The 18214-nt window shown below is 60.1% G+C and carries 17 protein-coding genes; 13 read left to right on the forward strand and 4 right to left on the reverse strand.

The window, feature by feature from the left end:
* Window positions 1-2 precede the first annotated feature (2 nt).
* From AC1DMK_RS11280 to AC1DMK_RS11340, 13 genes are all read left to right on the forward strand, one after another.
* Window positions 3-824 carry an ATP-binding cassette domain-containing protein gene (locus tag AC1DMK_RS11280; protein ID WP_477859006.1) on the forward strand — a complete coding sequence of 274 codons (822 nt, stop codon included), beginning with the start codon at window positions 3-5 and terminating at the stop codon, window positions 822-824.
* A 23-nt stretch (window positions 825-847) separates the two neighbouring features.
* Entirely contained in the window at window positions 848-1750 is a 903-nt protein-coding gene (locus AC1DMK_RS11285; protein ID WP_477859007.1) for a sugar phosphate isomerase/epimerase family protein, read from the forward strand.
* 172 nt (window positions 1751-1922) lie between these two features.
* Window positions 1923-3095 (forward strand): Gfo/Idh/MocA family protein, encoded by a 1173-nt coding sequence (locus tag AC1DMK_RS11290; RefSeq protein ID WP_477859009.1) that lies wholly within the window; start codon window positions 1923-1925, stop codon window positions 3093-3095.
* Between the two features lie 72 nt (window positions 3096-3167).
* A complete protein-coding gene (locus AC1DMK_RS11295; RefSeq protein ID WP_477859011.1) occupies window positions 3168-4109 on the forward strand; it encodes a sugar phosphate isomerase/epimerase family protein in 942 nt (313 codons plus the stop codon).
* A complete protein-coding gene (locus AC1DMK_RS11300; RefSeq protein WP_477859012.1) occupies window positions 4106-4420 on the forward strand; it encodes a putative quinol monooxygenase in 315 nt (104 codons plus the stop codon). Before AC1DMK_RS11295 ends, AC1DMK_RS11300 begins: the two co-directional genes overlap by 4 nt.
* Window positions 4399-5328: a sugar phosphate isomerase/epimerase family protein gene (locus tag AC1DMK_RS11305; RefSeq protein WP_477859013.1), complete on the forward strand. Its 930-nt coding sequence runs from the start codon at window positions 4399-4401 to the stop codon at window positions 5326-5328. Before AC1DMK_RS11300 ends, AC1DMK_RS11305 begins: the two co-directional genes overlap by 22 nt.
* 14 nt (window positions 5329-5342) lie before the next feature.
* A complete protein-coding gene (locus AC1DMK_RS11310; protein WP_477859015.1) occupies window positions 5343-7265 on the forward strand; it encodes a bifunctional 5-dehydro-2-deoxygluconokinase/5-dehydro-2-deoxyphosphogluconate aldolase in 1923 nt (640 codons plus the stop codon).
* Complete coding sequence (gene iolD / locus AC1DMK_RS11315; RefSeq protein WP_477859017.1) at window positions 7262-9100, forward strand: 3D-(3,5/4)-trihydroxycyclohexane-1,2-dione acylhydrolase (decyclizing); 1839 nt, start codon at window positions 7262-7264, stop codon at window positions 9098-9100. Before AC1DMK_RS11310 ends, iolD begins: the two co-directional genes overlap by 4 nt.
* Window positions 9101-9156: 56 nt before the next feature.
* Window positions 9157-9723: a TIM barrel protein gene (locus AC1DMK_RS11320; protein WP_477859018.1), complete on the forward strand. Its 567-nt coding sequence runs from the start codon at window positions 9157-9159 to the stop codon at window positions 9721-9723.
* 54 nt (window positions 9724-9777) lie between these two features.
* Complete coding sequence (locus AC1DMK_RS11325; protein ID WP_477859020.1) at window positions 9778-10167, forward strand: tautomerase family protein; 390 nt, start codon at window positions 9778-9780, stop codon at window positions 10165-10167.
* 281 nt (window positions 10168-10448) lie between these two features.
* Window positions 10449-11450: an NADH-quinone oxidoreductase subunit NuoH gene (gene nuoH, locus AC1DMK_RS11330; protein ID WP_037061962.1), complete on the forward strand. Its 1002-nt coding sequence runs from the start codon at window positions 10449-10451 to the stop codon at window positions 11448-11450.
* Window positions 11451-11460: 10 nt separating this feature from the next.
* Window positions 11461-12027, forward strand: coding sequence for an NADH-quinone oxidoreductase subunit I (locus AC1DMK_RS11335; RefSeq protein WP_477859022.1), 567 nt, complete (start codon window positions 11461-11463; stop codon window positions 12025-12027).
* Between the two features lie 45 nt (window positions 12028-12072).
* Window positions 12073-12513, forward strand: a complete 441-nt coding sequence (locus AC1DMK_RS11340; protein WP_477859024.1) for a CBS domain-containing protein — start codon at window positions 12073-12075, stop codon at window positions 12511-12513.
* Between the two features lie 75 nt (window positions 12514-12588).
* Here the strand turns inward: AC1DMK_RS11340 and nuoG are convergent, their stop codons facing one another.
* From nuoG to nuoD, 4 genes are read right to left on the reverse strand one after another with little or no spacing between them, the layout of a single operon-like run.
* Window positions 12589-15168 (reverse strand): NADH-quinone oxidoreductase subunit NuoG, encoded by a 2580-nt coding sequence (gene nuoG, locus AC1DMK_RS11345; protein WP_477859026.1) that lies wholly within the window; start codon window positions 15166-15168, stop codon window positions 12589-12591.
* 32 nt (window positions 15169-15200) lie between these two features.
* Window positions 15201-16466: an NADH-quinone oxidoreductase subunit NuoF gene (gene nuoF / locus AC1DMK_RS11350; protein WP_477859028.1), complete on the reverse strand. Its 1266-nt coding sequence runs from the start codon at window positions 16464-16466 to the stop codon at window positions 15201-15203.
* 4 nt (window positions 16467-16470) lie between these two features.
* Window positions 16471-16980 (reverse strand): NADH-quinone oxidoreductase subunit NuoE, encoded by a 510-nt coding sequence (nuoE, locus tag AC1DMK_RS11355; protein WP_477859030.1) that lies wholly within the window; start codon window positions 16978-16980, stop codon window positions 16471-16473.
* Window positions 16981-16996: 16 nt separating this feature from the next.
* Window positions 16997-18211, reverse strand: coding sequence for an NADH dehydrogenase (quinone) subunit D (gene nuoD / locus AC1DMK_RS11360; protein WP_477859032.1), 1215 nt, complete (start codon window positions 18209-18211; stop codon window positions 16997-16999).
* Between the last annotated feature and the right edge of the window lie 3 nt (window positions 18212-18214).

Consider the following 18214-nt stretch of genomic DNA (forward strand, 5'->3'; position numbering starts at 1 on the left):
CTATGAGCACTTCAATCCTTGAACTTAGAAACGTCAACAAGTCCTTCGGACCGATCGACGTTCTCAATGACATCTCGCTCAAGGTTCATGCCGGCGAAGTCCTTTGCCTCCTTGGCGACAACGGCGCAGGCAAATCCACCCTCATCAAAACCCTGGCGGGCGTCTATAAGCCCAATACCGGCGACGTGTTGATGGATGGAGAGCCTGTAGACTTCCAAGGTCCGCGCGATGCCCAACAGAAGGGTATCTCGACCGTCCACCAGTTCGGCGGGACCTTTCCCCTGATGAGTATCGGTCGCTCGTTCTTCATCGGAGTTGAGCCGACGAAAGGCTTCTGGCCCTTCAAGGTCTACGATCGAAAGAAGGCCAACGAGATCGCCGTGAAGGCTGTTCAGGAATTCGGCATCACCCGGATCGATGACGGCGACCGGCTGATCGGCGGCCTGTCGGGAGGTGAACGCCAATCGCTTGCGATTGCTCGCGCGGTCTATTTCGGCGCACGGGTTCTGATCCTTGACGAGCCGACCGCGGCGCTCGGTGTCAAACAGGCATCCCACGTGTTGCGCATCGTTCTTGAAGCGAAGAAGCGTGGCATCGCTGTCATTTTCATCACACATCAGGTGACGCACGCGATGGCCGTCGGTGACCACTTTGCTGTCCTTATCCGAGGGGCGGTCGCTGCCAACTTCCACAAGGGAGAAAAGACGCGCGAGGAGATCACCGATCTTATGGCCGGCGGCGAGGCGCTAGCGAACCTGGGCGCCGAAGTCGAAAGCTACATGGCGACGCATGACGGCCATCCGCCGCCGGCAGCGTCGAACTGATTGAATAGGAAGGGAGAAGACCCATGAAGATTGCACTTGATCCTTTCATGCACCGCCATCTTTCGCTGGAGGCCTTGCCTGCGAAAGTTCGCGAGCTCGGCTACGAATGGATAGAGCTATCGCCGCGTGCCGATTTTCTGGAGTGGTTTAAGGCACCCCGGGTATTTCCGGAGCGGATCAGGTCGTTCAAGAAAGCCCTGGCCGCCGAGAACGTGAAGATTGCCTCATTGCTGCCGATGTACCGGTGGGCTTCKAACGACGAGGTAGAACGGCAGGCAGCCGTGAAACATTGGAAACGCGCCATCGAGATCGCAGTCGAACTGGAAGTCGACACAATGAACTCCGAGTTCGGTCGAGGCCCTCATCCCGACAAGGGATCTTGCTACTGCTGCCATACCGGTTCGATGATCGAAGCTTGCGAAGATGCCTGGTGGCGTTCGATGGAAGAGCTGGTGCCGATTTTCGAACGGGAGAACATAAGCTTGCACGTCGAGCCGCACCCGGAAGACTGGTGCGAGACGTTGCAGCCGGCGCTTGATATCGTTCGCACGGTCAATTCGAAGAACGTCAAGTTCCTCTATTGCGCCCCGCATACCTTTTATTTCGGGGACGACACCAAGGCGATGCTGCGCGAAGCCAAGGATGTTCTTGCGCATGTCCACGTTGGCGACACTTTCAATCACAAGGCAAGTTCCGGTCTGCGCTATATCCTGAATCCTCCAGGCACACAGGCGCGCATTCATCAGCACCTGAATATCGGCCAGGGCGAAGTGCCGTGGGACGATTTCTTCGGCACACTGGCGGAAATCGGCTTCGACGGCATCATGACCTCCTGCGTTTTTGCCTGGGAAGACAAGGCGGACGAGTCCGGGAAATTCATGTGCAACGAGATGCAGAGCTACGTTCAAAAGTACCAGAGGGTGTAGCCCCACACAGCGCAATCATCGACCGGCTTTTTCGCATAGCAGGCCGATCAACTAAGTAGCCAGGCGCAAAAGAGCGCGCAGTTTGACGAGAAGTTTGCAGCGGCGCCGGGTCCCAACCGCCGGACGGCGAAGCTTGCCACGAAAACCGGCAGAGGGCCGGAGGAGATATGACATGATCAATGGTGAAAAGAAGACAGAACGACCGTTGCGTTGGGGTATGGTTGGCGGCGGCCGGACCGGGCAGGTGGGCTACAAACATCGCACGGGCGCGTTGCGTGACGGGACCTATCGACTGGTCGCCGGCGCATTCGACCTCGATGCTGCTCGAGGCCGTGATTTTGGCGTCAACCTCGGCGTCGAAGCGGGCCGGTGCTACGATGACTACAAGGAACTGATCGCCAAGGAAACGGCGCGCGAAGATGGTGTCGAAGTTGTTTCCATCGCAACCCCGAATTTCACACACTACGAAATCACCAAGGCATGCCTCGAAGCCGGCATCCATGTGATCTGCGAAAAGCCGCTCTTCTTCACGGTCGCCGAGTGCGAGGAGATCGAGAAGCTGGCGAACGAGAAGGGCCTCATCGTCGGCGTCACCTACGGCTTTACAGGCCATCCGCTCGTGCATCAAATGGCGGCCATGGTTGCCAGGGGTTTGCTCGGTGACATCCGTATCGTCGATCTCCAATATACCCATGGCTTCAATGCGGGTGATGACGTCGGCGCACCGGAAGCGGTGAAGTGGCGTACCAATCCGAAGACAGCCGGTCCGACATTCGTTCTCGGCGATATTGGCACGCATCTCTATTATCTCTCGGAAATCGTGCTGCCGCAGCTGAAGATCGAGAAGCTGCTTTGCGACCGCAAGGCGTTCATTCCGACCCGCGCGCCGCTGGAAGATCATGCGACCGTGCTGACGCACTATGACAACGGTGCCCGCGGTCGTCTCTGGGTCTCCTCCGTTAACGCCGGCAACATGGGGTCGCAGCGCTACCGGTTTGTCGGTTCCAAGGCATCCGTTGAATGGTCGGATAGCCATCCGGACCAATTGTTCTACGACGTACAGGGCGAACCGAACCGTATCCTGCACCACGGCATGCCATACCTTGAAGAAGAAAGCCTGGCGATCGATCGGATGGGTGGTTTGCATACGGAAGGTCTCGGCGACAGCTGGGCGAACATCTATCTGTGGATCGCCCAAGCCATCGATGCCAAGAACCGCGGCGATGAAGCGTTCCTGGAAACGCATCACTATCCGGGCATTAAGGCCGGCACGGAAGGCGTGCGCTGGCTGGAGAATTGCGTCCGCTCGGCGGATGCCGGCGCCACATGGATTGACTTCAAATAGCTTCTCCGGGGGGCGTGCAGACCTCCCAAGCGCGCGTCCCCACACTCATTCGAACACTGGAAAGACAAGCTGATGAAACTTTCGATTTGCACCGACGTCATGGGTGGCCTGTCCTTCACGGATATGCTCGACAAATGTGTGAAACTCGGCGTCGAAGGCATTGAAATGACCGGCGGCGGTTGGTCCCGTGCGCCGCATTTCCGGGCTGACGAACTGCTCGCCGACAAGGGTCTCTTGAAGACGAAACTCAAGGAGATCGAGGCCCGCGGCCTGGAAATCGCAGCGCTCAATTGCTCGGCCAACCCGCTCGATCCGGGCGACATGGGCAAGCGCCATCGCAAGGAAATGGAACAGACGATCCGTCTGGCCGGCGAGATCGGAATCAAGACAGTCGTGACGATGTCTGGACTGCCGGAAGCCGCCCCCGGCGATATGGTGCCGAACTGGCTCGTCTACACCAAGAGTTGGCCGGACGAGATGCCCGAGAGAGATCGTTATCAGTGGGAAGACCGCGCGTTCCCGCTCTGGCACGACCTGGTGAAGCTTGCCAAGGACGTGGGCGTCGAGAAGTATGCGCTCGAAAATTTCTCGGCGATGCTCGTCTGGAATCCCGAGACCCTGTTCCGTCTCCGAAACGAGGTCGGCCCGAGTGTCGGCATGAACCTCGATCCCAGCCACCTGTTCTGGAAGGGCGCCGATCCGATTGCCTCGGCCCGCGCTCTCGGTTCTGCGATCCATCATTGCCACGGCAAGGACACGCGTATCGAGCGTGGGCTTGCTGATGTCAACGGCCTTCTGGAACTCAAGGACGTGACCGACGTTGCCAACCGCAGCTGGAACTACGTCGCCGTCGGCGCAGGACATGATCTGCAATGGTGGAAGGAGTTTTTCTCCGTCGTCCGCATGGTCGGCTACAACGGCTGGGTCAGCCTCGAAATGGAAGACTTCACTATGTCGACCGACGCCGGCATCCAGTCGTCCATCGAGGCGCTACAGGCCACGATCAGCCGATGACAGAGCCGTACAAGTTCATCGTCACGATTGAGCTTGTTCCGGGGACGCGGGACGAAATTCTCGCCCGCGCTCCGGCGGTGCAGTCAGCGACGCGAGCTGAACGCGGTTGTCTTTCCTTTGACTGCCTAACCTGTACGGACAATCAGGACCGGCTGGTGTTTATCGAGGCCTGGAAAGATGAGCAGGCCTATGCGGAACACCTACTTCAAGACCATACGCAACGCTTCCTCGAGTTTTATGAACGATTCCATCGTTCCTTTACCTTCGAAACAATCATGGTGAACACCCGATGCGCAATCCAATCACCATAACGACCGCGCCCTGCTGCTGGGGTGTCGATGACGTCAGCAATCCGCATCTTCCTGCGTGGGAAAAGGTGCTCGATGAGGCGCAGGCGGCCGGTTTCGGCGGATTGGAACTTGGGCCATATGGTTATCTGCCACTCGACTTGACGCAAGTTTCCGAAGCGCTAGACGAACGTGGCCTAAAGATCGTCGCCGGTACGATTTTCGATGATTTGGTCTCCCCTGCTAATCGCAACAACCTCCTGCGCCAGACCGACGAGATCTGCGCACTGATCACCCGGCTCCCGAAGCCCGAAACTCATTCCGGTCAGCGATATACGGCGCCTTACCTCACCGTGATGGATTGGGGGCATGACGAGCGCGACTATGCGGCGGGCCATTCTGATCGGGCTCCCCGTCTCAAGGTCGGCGCGTGGCAAGGCATGATCGACAATATCCGTGCCATCGCGACGCTGGCGCGCGACAAATATGGCGTGCGCTCGACGATCCATCCTCATGCCGGTGGGTATATCGAATTCGCCGACGAACTGCAGCGAGTAGTCGACGATATTCCATCCGAGCTTGCAGGGCTCTGCCTGGATACGGGCCATATGGCCTATTCCGGCATGGATCCTGTCGCCACGCTTCGGAAATATTGGGATCGCGTCGATTACATTCATTTCAAGGATATCGACACAGAGGTCTACGCCGAGATCATGGAAAAGCGCATTCGCTTCTTCGATGCTTGTGCCAAGGGTGTCATGTGCCCGATCGGCCGCGGGTCAATAGACTATCAAGCCGTCCGCGCGCTTCTAACCGAGCTTGGATACGGCGGCTACATCACCATCGAACAAGAGCGCGATCCGCGCAACACAGGCAGCATTTTGGACGATCTGGCTGCCAGTCGGAGCTTCCTGTCGCGCGCGGGATTCTGAATAGGAGTATTCGAATGAAACCACTCGACGTCATCACCATCGGTCGGTCGTCGGTCGATCTCTACGGTCTACAAGTCGGCGGCCGATTGGAGGATATGGGCTCGTTCAACAAGTATATCGGCGGTTCCCCGACCAACATTGCCTGCGGGGCGGCGCGGCTCGGCCTCAAATCCGGGTTGATCACGCGCGTTGGCGACGAGCATATGGGCCGCTTTATCCGAGAGCAATTGGTCCGGGAGGGCGTGGATGTCGGTGGAGTCGTCACCGATCCAGAGCGCCTGACCGCACTTGTCCTACTCGGCATTCGCGACGAGGACGCTTTCCCCTTGATCTTCTATCGCGAAAACTGCGCCGACATGGCGCTTTCCGAGACCGACATCCGGCGGGACTACATCGCCTCGGCACGTGCTGTCGTTGTAACAGGCACGCATCTGTCCAATCCGCGAACTAAGGCTGTCGTCTTGAAGGCCCTTGGCTTCGCACGTGACAGCGGTGCCAAGACCGCGCTCGACATCGATTATCGGCCCAATCTCTGGGGGGTCGCCGGTCATGGAGATGGTGAGAGCCGTTTTGTCGCCAGCCGAACCGTCACCGAAGAATTGCAGTCGACGCTGCATTTCTTCGACCTGATTGTAGGTACGGAAGAGGAATTCCACATTGCCGGGGGGACGACCGACACTGTCGCGGCGTTGAGAGCGGTCCGCGCGGTATCCTCCGCCACGCTGGTCCTGAAGCGAGGCGCTAAGGGTGCGGTCGCGTTTGAGGGCGACATCCCGGGCAGTCCGGATGATGGAATCTCGGGCGAAGGTTTTCCGATCGAGGTCTTCAATGTGCTCGGTGCTGGCGATGGATTCTTCTCCGGCCTATTGAAGGGCTGGCTCGATGGGGAAGGCTGGTCGACGTCTCTCAAATACGCCAATGCATGCGGCGCATTTGCTGTTTCCCGGCACGGCTGCACACCCGCCTATCCGTCATTGACCGAGCTAGAGTTTTTCCTGCGACGAGGTATGCAGCGGCCGGATCTGCGCAACGATTCCGCACTCGAGCAGGTCCATTGGTCCACCAATCGCCACCGCGATCATGGCGAAGACTGGCAGGACTATCGGGTATTCGCCTTCGACCATCGAATCCAGCTCGAGCAAATGCCAGGCTACACGCTGGAACGGGGCGGCGCCTTCAAGGAGCTCTGCCTTCAGGCAGCGGTGAAAGTCCAGGCTGGTCGCCCAGGCTACGGCATTCTCTGCGACAACCGCATCGGCAGAAAAGCCCTGCATGCAGCGTCGGGGAGCGGTCTATGGGTCGGGCGTCCCTGTGAATGGCCAGGGTCGCGCCCGCTGACGCTGGAGCCCGAACTCGGAAGCGACTATGGCGCCTTGAGCGAATGGGCACGCGACAATGTCGTGAAAGTGCTGTGCTTCTGCCACCCAGACGACGATACCGAGACCCGAGCCGGCCAGGAGGCAACCGTCAAGCGACTATTCGAAGTGTCGCGGCGCAACAATCTGGAGTTCCTGCTGGAGATCATCCCGTCGAAGGTCGGGCCGGTCAACGACGAGACGTCCGCGATCCTCATCCAGCAGTTCTATGACAACGGCGTTTTCCCTGACTGGTGGAAACTCGAACCGATGACAACGCCCACGGCATGGTCAAAGACAATTGCGGCAATCGAAAAGAATGATCGTTACACGCGAGGGATCGTCGTACTCGGTCTCGATGCCCCGGAGGCAGAACTCGCCGCAAGCTTTGAGGTGGCGGCGAGTTTCGAACTGGTCCGAGGATTTGCCGTCGGACGAACCATCTTCGGCGATGTCGCGCGCGCCTGGATGAAGGACGAAATCGAAGACGCGGTCGCCGTCGAGGAGATGGCGAAGCGTTATGGGCGCCTGGCGTCGATCTGGGACAAGGCGCGGGCAGCCGCGCGGGAGAAGGCAGCATGACAGAGACAATCAGGCTCACGGCAGCACAGGCCCTGGTAAAGTGGCTTTCGATGCAGATGACGGAGGACGGCGAGCGCTTCATTGAAGGCGTATGGGCAATCTTCGGCCACGGGAACGTGGCAGGCCTCGGCGAGGCTCTGCACGGCATTGGGGATGCCCTACCAACATGGCGAGGACAGAACGAGCAGACGATGGCCCATGCTGCCATCGCTTTCGCCAAGACAAAGCGGCGCAAGCACGCCCACGCCGTAACCTCGTCCATCGGGCCGGGGGCAACCAACCTGATAACAGCGGCAGCGCTTGCACATGTAAACCGTCTCCCCGTGCTGTTCATCCCCGGTGATGTTTTTGCCAACCGCCGGCCGGATCCCGTCCTTCAGCAGATCGAGGATTTCGATGATGGCACGGTTAGCGCCAACGATGCGTTTAAGCCGGTCGTCAGATATTTCGACCGCATCGCTCGCCCGGAACATCTGCTGACGGCGCTTCCAAGGGCGCTGTCGGTCATGACCGATCCTGCAAACTGCGGGCCGGTTTGCCTTGCGTTCTGCCAGGACGTGCAGGCGGACGCCTACGACTATCCCGAGAGCTTCTTCGAGCCAAGGGTGTGGCGCATCCGTCGTCCCGAGCCCGATCTACGCGAGGTAGAAGAGGTTGCGGCCTTGATCCGCGCCGTGAAAACCCCTGTGATCATCTCCGGTGGCGGTGTTCTCTATTCCGATGCTGAAGATATGCTCGCAGCCTTCTCGCGGAAGCACAATATCCCCTTCGTCGAGACGCAAGCGGGGAAGGGCGGCAACGCTTGGACCGAGGAGTTCAATTTCGGATCTCCGGGGGTTACCGGCTCGGAATGTGCCAATCGTCTCTGCGAAAAGGCGGATCTGGTGATTGGTGTCGGAACGCGGTTTCAGGATTTCACGACCGGATCCTGGGCGCTGTTCAAGAATGGCGGCCGTAGGCTCGTCTCGATCAACCTTCACGGTTACGACGCGACGAAGCACGGTGCGGCGCCGGTCGTTGGGGACGCGCGGGTGACGCTGGAGAAGCTGTCTGCGCTTCTTGCCGATTATAAGGCCGCGGACTTCGATGCCGGTTCTCGCACCAGCTGGCACCAGGCCGTGAAAGATGTGACGGCAGCCCCGGCGCCCGGTGCGACGAACCATCTTCCAACCGATGCGCAGGTCATCGGAGCCGTCCAAAGAGTTTCCACCGACGAAACGGTGGTCATGTGCGCTGCCGGCACGATGCCTGGTGCATTGCAGGTCCTTTGGCAATCCGCCAAGGGCGGCTACCATATGGAATATGGTTATTCGTGCATGGGCTACGAGGTGGCCGGTGCCATGGGTATCAAGCTAGCTGCGCCCGAGAAAGAGGTTATCTGCTTCGTTGGCGACGGTTCCTACATGATGGCGAATTCGGAGCTTGCCACAGCAGTCATGCGCCGGGTCCCCTTCACGGTCGTCTTGACCGACAACCGTGGCTACGGCTGCATCAATCGCCTGCAGATCGAGTGTGGTGGCGCCGAATTCAACAATATGTACAAGGACAGCAATATCGAGGCCATGCCGGAGCTCGACTTCGTCGGTCATGCCCGCTCCATGGGGGCTTATGCTGAGAAGGCAGCCGACATTGCGGACCTTGAGAGGAAGATCGTTGAAGCGCGTTCTCGCACCAAACCGACCGTCATCGTGATCGACACGGATGCTGTTCCGGGCACAGGGGCAGGTGGCCATTGGTGGGACGTTGCGGTGCCCCAGACCGGCGGCCCTGAACGGCTGGAGCGCGCGCGCGATCACTACAACCAGAATGCGCGTGACCAGCGGACTTTCAACTGAGGAGCCCGTTATGGTTGATCTTCAGTGCAAACCATTTGGCAGCCACGGGAAGGTCCATGAGATCACTGATTGGCGCTGCCGTCGAAAGCGGCGCCGAGACCTTCAGCCTGATCCCGCGCGTCGATGGAAAGGCAACCGAGGATGGTGTGCGGCAAACGGCTTTGCGGCAGGCCATACGCGAAATTCTCCCTATGTTGGCAGGCACTGATCTGGTCGCGCTGATCGAGCCGATCGGCTTTGCGTCTTCGTCGTTGAAGGACAAGGCCGAACTTGTCGATGCCATCGAGGTCGAGGGCGGGAAACCAAGGTTCAGGCTCGTGCATGACACGTTCCAGCACGCGATTGCCGGCGGGGGCACCATTTATCCGGAATACACCGCTGTGGTGCACATTTCGGGGATATCGGATCGCAAGCCGATGCTTGGCGAAGAACTTGATGCGTACCGTGTACTCGTCGATGAGGGTGACCGTTGCGCAACTGTCGCTCAAATCGCTGCCTTCTTGGGGGCCGGTTATGAAGGCGCTTTTTCATTTGAGTGTACAAGTCCCTCCCTCCAGACAAGCGGCAAGCTCGAAGACGATATTCGCCGCTCTTTCGAACTCATCGAGGCATCGTTGGCGTAAAGCCCTGAATGCCTACCTCACCGAATCCACCTCGCGACATTAACGGAGACCGCAATGCCTTTGCTGAAGTTTCATCTTTATAAGGGGCGCTCGACCGCTGAAGTTGGCCTGCTGCTCGACGCAGCTCATGACGCCATGGTTCAATCCTTTGAAGTACCGCCGGCAGATCGGTACCAGGTCGTGTCGGAATACGAGCATCCCTTCCTGCAGGCACTCGATACTGGGCTCGGTATCCAGCGAACGGAAAAGTTCGTGCTTGTCGAGGTTGTTTCCCGACCGCGCGGCAAACAGGCCAAGGTCGATTTCTACCAGAACCTCTGCGTAGCGCTCGGCAAGAAGTGCGCAATCCAGGCTTCCGATGTGATGATTTCCTACGTGGAGAATTCCGACGAGGATTGGTCATTTGGCTGCGGGCGGGCGCAATTCCTCACCGGCGAGCTCTAACATGGGACGATCGCGCCGCGATTACCCCATGTTGGAGATCGTGCTGATGGCATGCTTGAAGCTATGGAAGCGTAAGCGAAGGACCCAGCCCGTTACTTCTGGGAGTGCAAAGGCACGAGTGCGTCGATATCGCTAGCTGGCCATGATAGCATTGCATGAGATTGTATGAGGTGCGTCGCCGTTGTACGATGAAGCTTGGCAGTTGTGCAAAGTGCTCAGTGTGTAGCCGGAGCCAAAGTCCGGCCGCGCGTTTCAACCCGATGAATAAGTGGCCGCGGATCATGGAACTTATCGTCGCCCTTGGCCTGATCGTCTTCAAGGTCGCGCTTCTGATTGCGATCTTGCTGCTGCTGCCATTGCCGCTAACCTGGCTGGAACGCAAGATCGCTGGGCACATCCAGCAGCGGATGGGGCCGATGCGTGTCGGGTGGCACGGGCTGCTACAGCCGGTGGCGGACGGAATAAAGCTCTTAACCAAAGAGGACCATATCCCGGCCGAGGCAGATCGCTTCCTGTTTAAGCTGGCGCCAATCCTTGCGCTCGCCCCGCCCTTTGTGGTGTTCGTCGCGATCCCCTTCGGCGAAAGCACGTCGGTCCTCGGCGCCGAGATCACGCTCTACGTCTCAAACATGAATGTGGCGCTACTCTTCATCTTTGCGGTGATCGGGATCGAGGTCTATGGTGTCATCATCGGTGGTTGGGCCGCCAACAGCAAATACGCTGTCCTGGGCAGCCTCAGGACCTGCGCGCAGATGATCAGCTACGAGATTCCGATGGGGTTCGCGGTGATCGGGGTGGTCATGTTGGCGCAATCCTTGAGCCTGCTCGACATCGTGCGAGCTCAAGCCGATGTCTGGAACATCGTCTACCAACCGGTCGGCTTCTTCGTGTTCTTCGTCGCCGGATTGGCCGAAGCGCAGCGTATTCCTTTCGACCTGGCGGAAGCGGAAGGCGATCTGGGGGCTGGCTTTCATACCGAATACAGTGGTATCCGCTTTGCGTTTTTCATGGTCAGCGAATATGCCATCGTGTTGCTGGTGTCGGTCTTGGTGGTGATCCTGTTTTTCGGTGGCTGGAACGGTGTCCTAATCCCATTGCCACCACTCCTCTGGTTTGTGCTCAAGGTCGCATTCTTCGTCTATGTGTTTATCTGGTTCCGCTTCACTTTCCCCCGCTACCGCTACGACCAACTGATGGCGATCGGATGGAAAGTCTTGCTTCCTCTGTCGATGGCGAACATAATTATAACTGGTGTACTTTTAGGGGCCGTAGCGGCTCCATAGCGAGGCGGCGATGTCGCGCGCGCGAGACAGCGTTGGAGCATGGATTGGTTGGGCGTTCTTCGCCGATCTGGCGAGCGCTTTGGCTCTGACCTTCGGCTACATGTTCTCCAGAACCGTAACCATGCAGTATCCGGACAAGGAAAAATGGCTACCCTACTCGCGCTATCGCGGGCATCACTTCCTGACGCGTGATAAAGAGGGCGAGATCAAGTGCGTGGCCTGCGAACTCTGCGCGCGGATCTGTCCCTGCGACTGCATCGAAGTCGTCCCCTACGAGGACGAGAAAGGCAACCGGCACCCGGCCAAATTCGAGATCGACACGGCTCGCTGCCTGTTCTGCGGGCTGTGCGAGGACGCCTGCCCGGCGGATGCGATCGCGCTTGGCCAGCAGTACGAATTTTCGAGTTTTTCCTCGCGTGACCTGGTGATCGGGCGCGACGACCTGCTCGCCAAGCCGGGCAAGGCGGCAACCGGCGGCGGCGTGGTTGGCGCGCGCCTGAATACAAAGAAGGACGTGGTCGTCGAGACGACGGAAACGCAGGGCTACAACTGGTGGCGGAATATCCGGCGAACGTGAACGCGCGCCATCCGTCAAGCCGGAGCGCGCAGACAGGAGGCTCAGATGCTTGTCGGCGAAATCATGAAGAGCAAGGGTGTCGGTGTCATCGCGGTCGCTCCCGATCAGACGATGGTGGAAGTCTTGAGGTTGTTTCGCGACAACAATATCGGCTTCGTCGTCGTCAGCCAATCGAACGACGAATACCTGGGGTCGCTATCGGAGCGGGATTGCTGCAATGCGGTGGCGGAATACGGGGCCAAGGCGGCGATGATGCGTGTCGCTGATGTCATGAACCGCAATGTGGCGACCTGTTCGACACGGGATTTGCTACCCGTCGCAATGGGGATCATGACTCAGCGGCGGACGCGTCATGTGCTGGTCATGGATGGACGCGAAGTTGTCGGCGTGGTCAGCATTGGCGACGTGGTTAAACACAGGCTCGACGAAGCGCAGCGCACAGAGCAGGATCTGCAGGATTACATCTGCGGAACCAGGTATCACTGACGTCGCCAGATCGATGAAGACGCTGGGTCGGGGCAGCTTGCAGAGGGCGCCTTGCGGTGCCCCGACCCCAAATCTTCAGACCCCACGCCAGGTTCGGCTCGGGCGATCGATCTCAAGAGTGGCATGCGCCTTCTGGACCTCCACCGGGTATGGGTATTCGCCCCGCCGCATCAGGCTGTTGAGACGCAAGGCTTTATAGTTTTCCGGAACGAAGACGAGGCCCTTGGGAAACCGTCTGTCGACCTTGAGCTGCGCCGTCAGTTCGCCCTGGGCGGAACGCACAATGACCTGATCGCCATCCGAAAGGCCAAGCTGTGCGGTATCCTGCATGCTCATCGCGACATAGGGATCATTGGCGACCGTGTTCAGGGTGTCCGACCGTTCGGAAAGATATCCGTTGTGGAACAGGCAGTCGCCGGTGATCAGCATGAGCCGGTCGGCTGCGGTCGGGATGGGCGGCGGCGCAAAGAACACTCCCTCCGGTGGCGTTGGCACCGCCTTGGTGAATGCGCCGTCGGTGCCAAGCCCGTCCTGCGTCAACCCCTTATAGGCCGGAACCAGCCGTGCAATCTCGTCGAAAATTTCGCCTTGCGTCGATGGCCGCAGTGCCTGGTTGCAAAGCGCCGCGACGAAGTCGAAGATCGCCAGATTGCTCCTCGCCTCGAAGGCGGGTTCGCGGAATTTGCAAACCTTCTGGGTCCGGCCCTCGTTGTTGGTGAACGTGCCGGACTCCTCACCGTAACCCGCCGCGGGCAAGACGACCTCGGCAAGGCCCGCCGTATCCGTGAGGAAGGTGTCCTGCACGATCAGGAGATCGGCGGCACCAAGCGCCCGCGTCACGAAATCCCTGTCGGGATAGGCGATCAGGGGGTCGGTTCCGGCGATGTAGAGCGCACCCATCCGCCCGCCGACGCAGAACTCCAGAATGGCGTCGAGATCCGCGCCCGGTTCAGACGGGATTTCGGCGCCCCAGTTCAGCGCAAGAGTTGTACGCGCCACATCGTCGGCGACCGCCTGCAGCCCCGGCAGAGCCGCCGGCAGAACTCCCATGTCCCAGGCCCCCATCTGGTTGGCACGGTCGAAGAGGAACTGCATCGCCGGGCCCTTGCCGAGCAGGCGGAGAACGTGCAGCAGGTTGTTGATTTGCTGCAGCGTCGCGCGCGCTTCGGGTGATCTCAGGAGGTCGACGCTGACAAGCACGGTGACGCTGCGCCCTTCCTTGAGCGCAGCGGCCATACGATCCGGCCCGTCAATACCAGTACTCGCCGCCGGCTTGCCGATTGTCGCGCCGATGCCCGCAAGAACGTCGTCCGGCAAGGCCTGACCAACTGCTGCCACGAGACTGGCCACCACCGCCGCAACGCTCGCCGCTTCTTTGCCCGGCAGCGCGCGAACCACCACCCTTGCATCAGCGTCCAGACGGGATGGCCGCGCCGAGAGCATGAGCAATCCGGTCTGCCGCCGCCGCACGCCATCCCGCAGCAGGTATTCGGTGACCGGGTTCTCCTCGGTAACGTTGCCGCCGACGACGAGCACGCAGTCGTTGCCGATCACTTCCTCCAGCGGTGCGCGGCTGTTGAAGGCTGCCAGTAGCGGGCCGAGCGTATCGAAGGGCGTTGACCAGCGTGACGAGCAATCAATGTTGTTGGTCCGGAATGCCGTTCGCATCAGCTTCTGGAACTGATAGAGCACCTCGTTGGGGAGGCGAGGGGAGGCCAACCCGCCGGCAGCCTTGCCCTCGACGGCCGATAGCCGCCGGCGTAGATAGTCCCCTGCCTCATCCCAGGAAACCGGGACCAGGGCGCCATCGCGACGGATCATCGGTCGCTTGATCCGGTCCCGGCTCGCGACGAAATCGAGGCCGAAGCGTCCCCGAACGCAAAGCGTTTCGCGATTCACTCCCTCGTCCCACTTCGAGCGCACCCGCATGAACTCGCCCTTGCGTGTGCCTACCGTCAGCTGGCAACCGGTGCCACAATGCGGGCAGACCGTGTCGGTCTCGACCAGATCCCAGGGCCGCGCCTTGTAGCGATAGGGGAAGCTCATCAGCGCGCCGACCGGGCAGACCTCGACGCAATTGCCGCACTGGTCACAACTCGCGAGACTGCCCTCGAAGCCGGTCACGGCGGTATCCATACCTTTTTCGATGGTGCCCAGGGCGACCGCGCCGACGACCTCCTCACACATCCGGACACAGCGCTGGCACTGGATGCAGCGGTTGACGTTCATGATGATGACCGGGCTCAGACGGATGTCCTCGGAGTGGAACACACGCTTGTCATCGCGGAATTGGCTCTCGCGGGGTCCGTAGGCCATCACCATGTTCTGAAGCTCGCATTCGCCGCCCTTGTCGCAGATCGGACAGTCGAGGGGGTGGTTGGCGAGCAGCATATCGAGCATGGAAGAGCGTGTTTCCTCGATCAGAGGTGTGTTCGCCCGCACCACCATACCCTCGGTGACGGCGGTGGCGCAGGACGGCTGCAGCCGTCGCTGCCCCTCGATCTCCACCAGGCACATGCGGCAGGAGGCCAGCGCCGGCAGGCGCTTCAGATAGCAGAAGGTGGGGATATCGATGCCCAATCGCTGGGCGGCCTGCAGCACTGTCGAGCCAGCCTCAACTTCCAGCGTTTGTCCGTCGATCGTAATGCTAACCATACTTCCTCGCAGTCCTATCGCTTCGTAAGCCTTCAGTGAAAGGGGCACCTCCGGTCCTCGATATGGGCAACGAACTCATCGCGAAAATGGGCAAGTGCCGCCCGCAACCCCATCGCCGCCCCGTCACCCAAGGCACAAAACGTATTGCCGAAAATTCCTTTGCAGAGCATCTCCAGCTGCTCCAGATCGCCGGGTGCGCCATCCCCGGCCTCGATCCGGCGCAGGACCTTCACGACCCAGTTTAATCCTTCCCGACATGGCGTGCACTTGCCGCAGGACTCATGGTGGAAGAACTCGATGATCCGGGTGGCGACCTTGACCATGCAGGTCGAGTCGTCGATCACGATAACGCCAGCCGAACCGAGCATCGAGCCGGCGGCAGCCAGCGAGTCGAAATCCATCCCCACCCCCAGCCCGTGTTGTGGAATGACCGGCGCTGAGACCCCGCCCGGGATCACCGCCTTGATTCTGCGTCCCGGCAGCGCACCGCCGGCGTGGTTCTCGACCAGTTCGCGCAGCGGTATGCCCATCGGCAACTCATAGAGCCCGGGTTTGCGCACCTGCCCGCTGAGGCAGTAGAGCTTCGGGCCGGGGCTCTTGTCCGGGCCGATGCCCCGAAACCAGTCCGACCCCCGCATAACGATATGCGGCACGCAGGCGAGCGTCTCGACATTGTTGATCACTGTGGGGCTGGCGTAGAGCCCGGCCACGGCGGGAAATGGTGGCTTCAGTCGCGGCTGCGCCCGCTTGCCCTCGAGCGATTCGAGCATCGCAGTCTCCTCGCCGCAGATATAGGCGCCGGCGCCGCAGTGGACGTGTATGGCGAAATTGAAATCCGAGCCCAGAATGCGCTTTCCGAGATAGCCCTTTGCGTGGGCCTCGGCGATTGCCTGCTCCAGACGACGGATCGCCGTTACATATTCTCCGCGAATGTAGACATAGGCGGTTTCGGCGGCAATCGCGTACGCACTTACCGCGAGCCCCTCGATCAGTTGGTGCGGGTCGCGCTCCATGATGATCCGGTCCTTGAACGTGCCCGGCTCGCCCTCATCGGCGTTGCAGCACAGATATGTAGGCTTGTCGGCGCGCTTCGGCACGAAGCCCCATTTCATTCCCGTTGGGAATCCTGCGCCGCCGCGACCGCGCAGGTTGGACCGTTTGACGAGGTCGACAACCTCGTCAGGCGTGTGCTCGCGCAGCGCCTTCGCCAGCGCCTGGTAGCCGCCACCTGCCTCGTAGGCCGACACCAAATGACCGTCCGCCACACCGACATTTTTGAGAAGAACCGGCTCGAACATGGCGCTACTCCCCCGGCAGCCGCGCAGAGGCGTGCTCGACGCTCGCGATTCCCGCCGTAGCCCGGAGGCTGTCCAACAGTGCGTTTATCCGCGCCACATCAAGGTCGCCATGGTAGTCGTCGCCGACTTGCATCACCGGAGCCATCTCGCAGGCGCCGAGGCATTCGACGGTCGAAAGCGTGAACAGCCCGTCCGGGGTGGTGTCGCCTTTCTTGATCCCCAGCACCGTTTCCAGATGCTTTAGCAGGTCCTCTGATCCGCACAGCATGCAGGAAACATTGTCACAGAGTTGCAGGTGGAACATCCCCACCGGCTCGGTATGGAAGAGGGTGTAGAAAGTCGCCAGCTCGTAGACCCAGATCCGCTCGACGCCGAGAATGTCGGCGACCTCTTCCAACACTGGCCCAGGCAGATGGCCATGTTCTCGCTGCGCGATCAGGAGCGCGGGCATGATCGCAGAGCGCTGGTCGGGATACCGCGCCGCCGCCTCTTCGATCTGTTCGCGCATGGTCATTTCATTCAAATCCTTGCTACTTGTCCACCTCCGCCATCACGGGGTCGAGGCTGCCGAGTACGGCGATCATGTCTGCCAGATAGCGGGCGTTGGTGACCCCGAAGAGGGCCTGAAGATTGACGAACGATGGTGCCCGCACCTTCATGCGAAACGGCTTTGGCGACCCGTCGCTGATGATGTAAAAGCCAAGCTCGCCCTTTGGCGCCTCGATCGCCGAATAAACCTCGCCCTTCGGCACCTTGAAGCCATAGGCCGACAGGTCGAAATGCTGGATCAGCGCCTCCATCGAGCAGTGCACCCGATCCTTGTCCAGCGGGAAGGCGATTGTCGGCATGTCGATCTGGAACGGCCCCTCGGGCATCTGGTCGAGGCATTGTTCGATGATTCTGACGCTCTCGCGCATCTCATCGACGCGACATCGCCAGCGTGCATAGCAATCGCCCTCATCGCGGGTAATGACGTTGAACGCGAGCCGGTCATAGATCTCGTAGGGCTCGTCGCGGCGGATGTCCCAATCGACGCCCGAGGCGCGCAGGTTCGGGCCGCTCAGGCCAAGATCGATACCGTCCTCGGCGGAGATCACGCCGATCCCCTGCGTGCGCTTCAGGAACACCCGATTGTTATCGATCAGCCGTTCATAGTCGCGAATCCGGTTCGGGAAGATGCCACAAAACTCCCGGATTTTGGGAAAGAACCCGTCGGGCAGATCCTCGCGCACACCGCCGACCCGGCAGAAGGAAGTGTGCATCCTCGCCCCGCTGATCATCTCCAACAGGTCCATGATCATTTCGCGCTCGCGCATGACGTAGAGCAAGGCAGTCATGGCGCCCAGGTCCAGCGGCAGCGCGCCGGTGATCAGAAGATGACCGGAGATCCGTGCCAGTTCGGCCATCATCACGCGGATATACTGCGCCCGCAACGGTGCTTTTATGCCGAGGAGTTTCTCCACCGCCAGCGCAAAGGCGAGGTTGTTGGAGGGCGGGCAGAGATAGTCTAGACGGTCCGTCAGCGGGAAAATCTGGGTATAGGTGAAGCTCTCCGCCAATTTTTCGGTGCCACGGTGGAGGTAGCCAATATGAGGGTCCACGCGCAGGACGGACTCGCCGTCCAGCTCGAGGACGAGCCGCAGAACCCCATGCGTGCTGGGGTGCTGCGGGCCGAGATTGAGAAGCACTTCCTTGGTTTTGAGCGCTTCGTCTTCCGGCTTGCTGAGTTCGGTGACTTCGGTCATCTC

It is taken from the genome of Rhizobium sp. 05L419 (assembly GCF_056397845.1).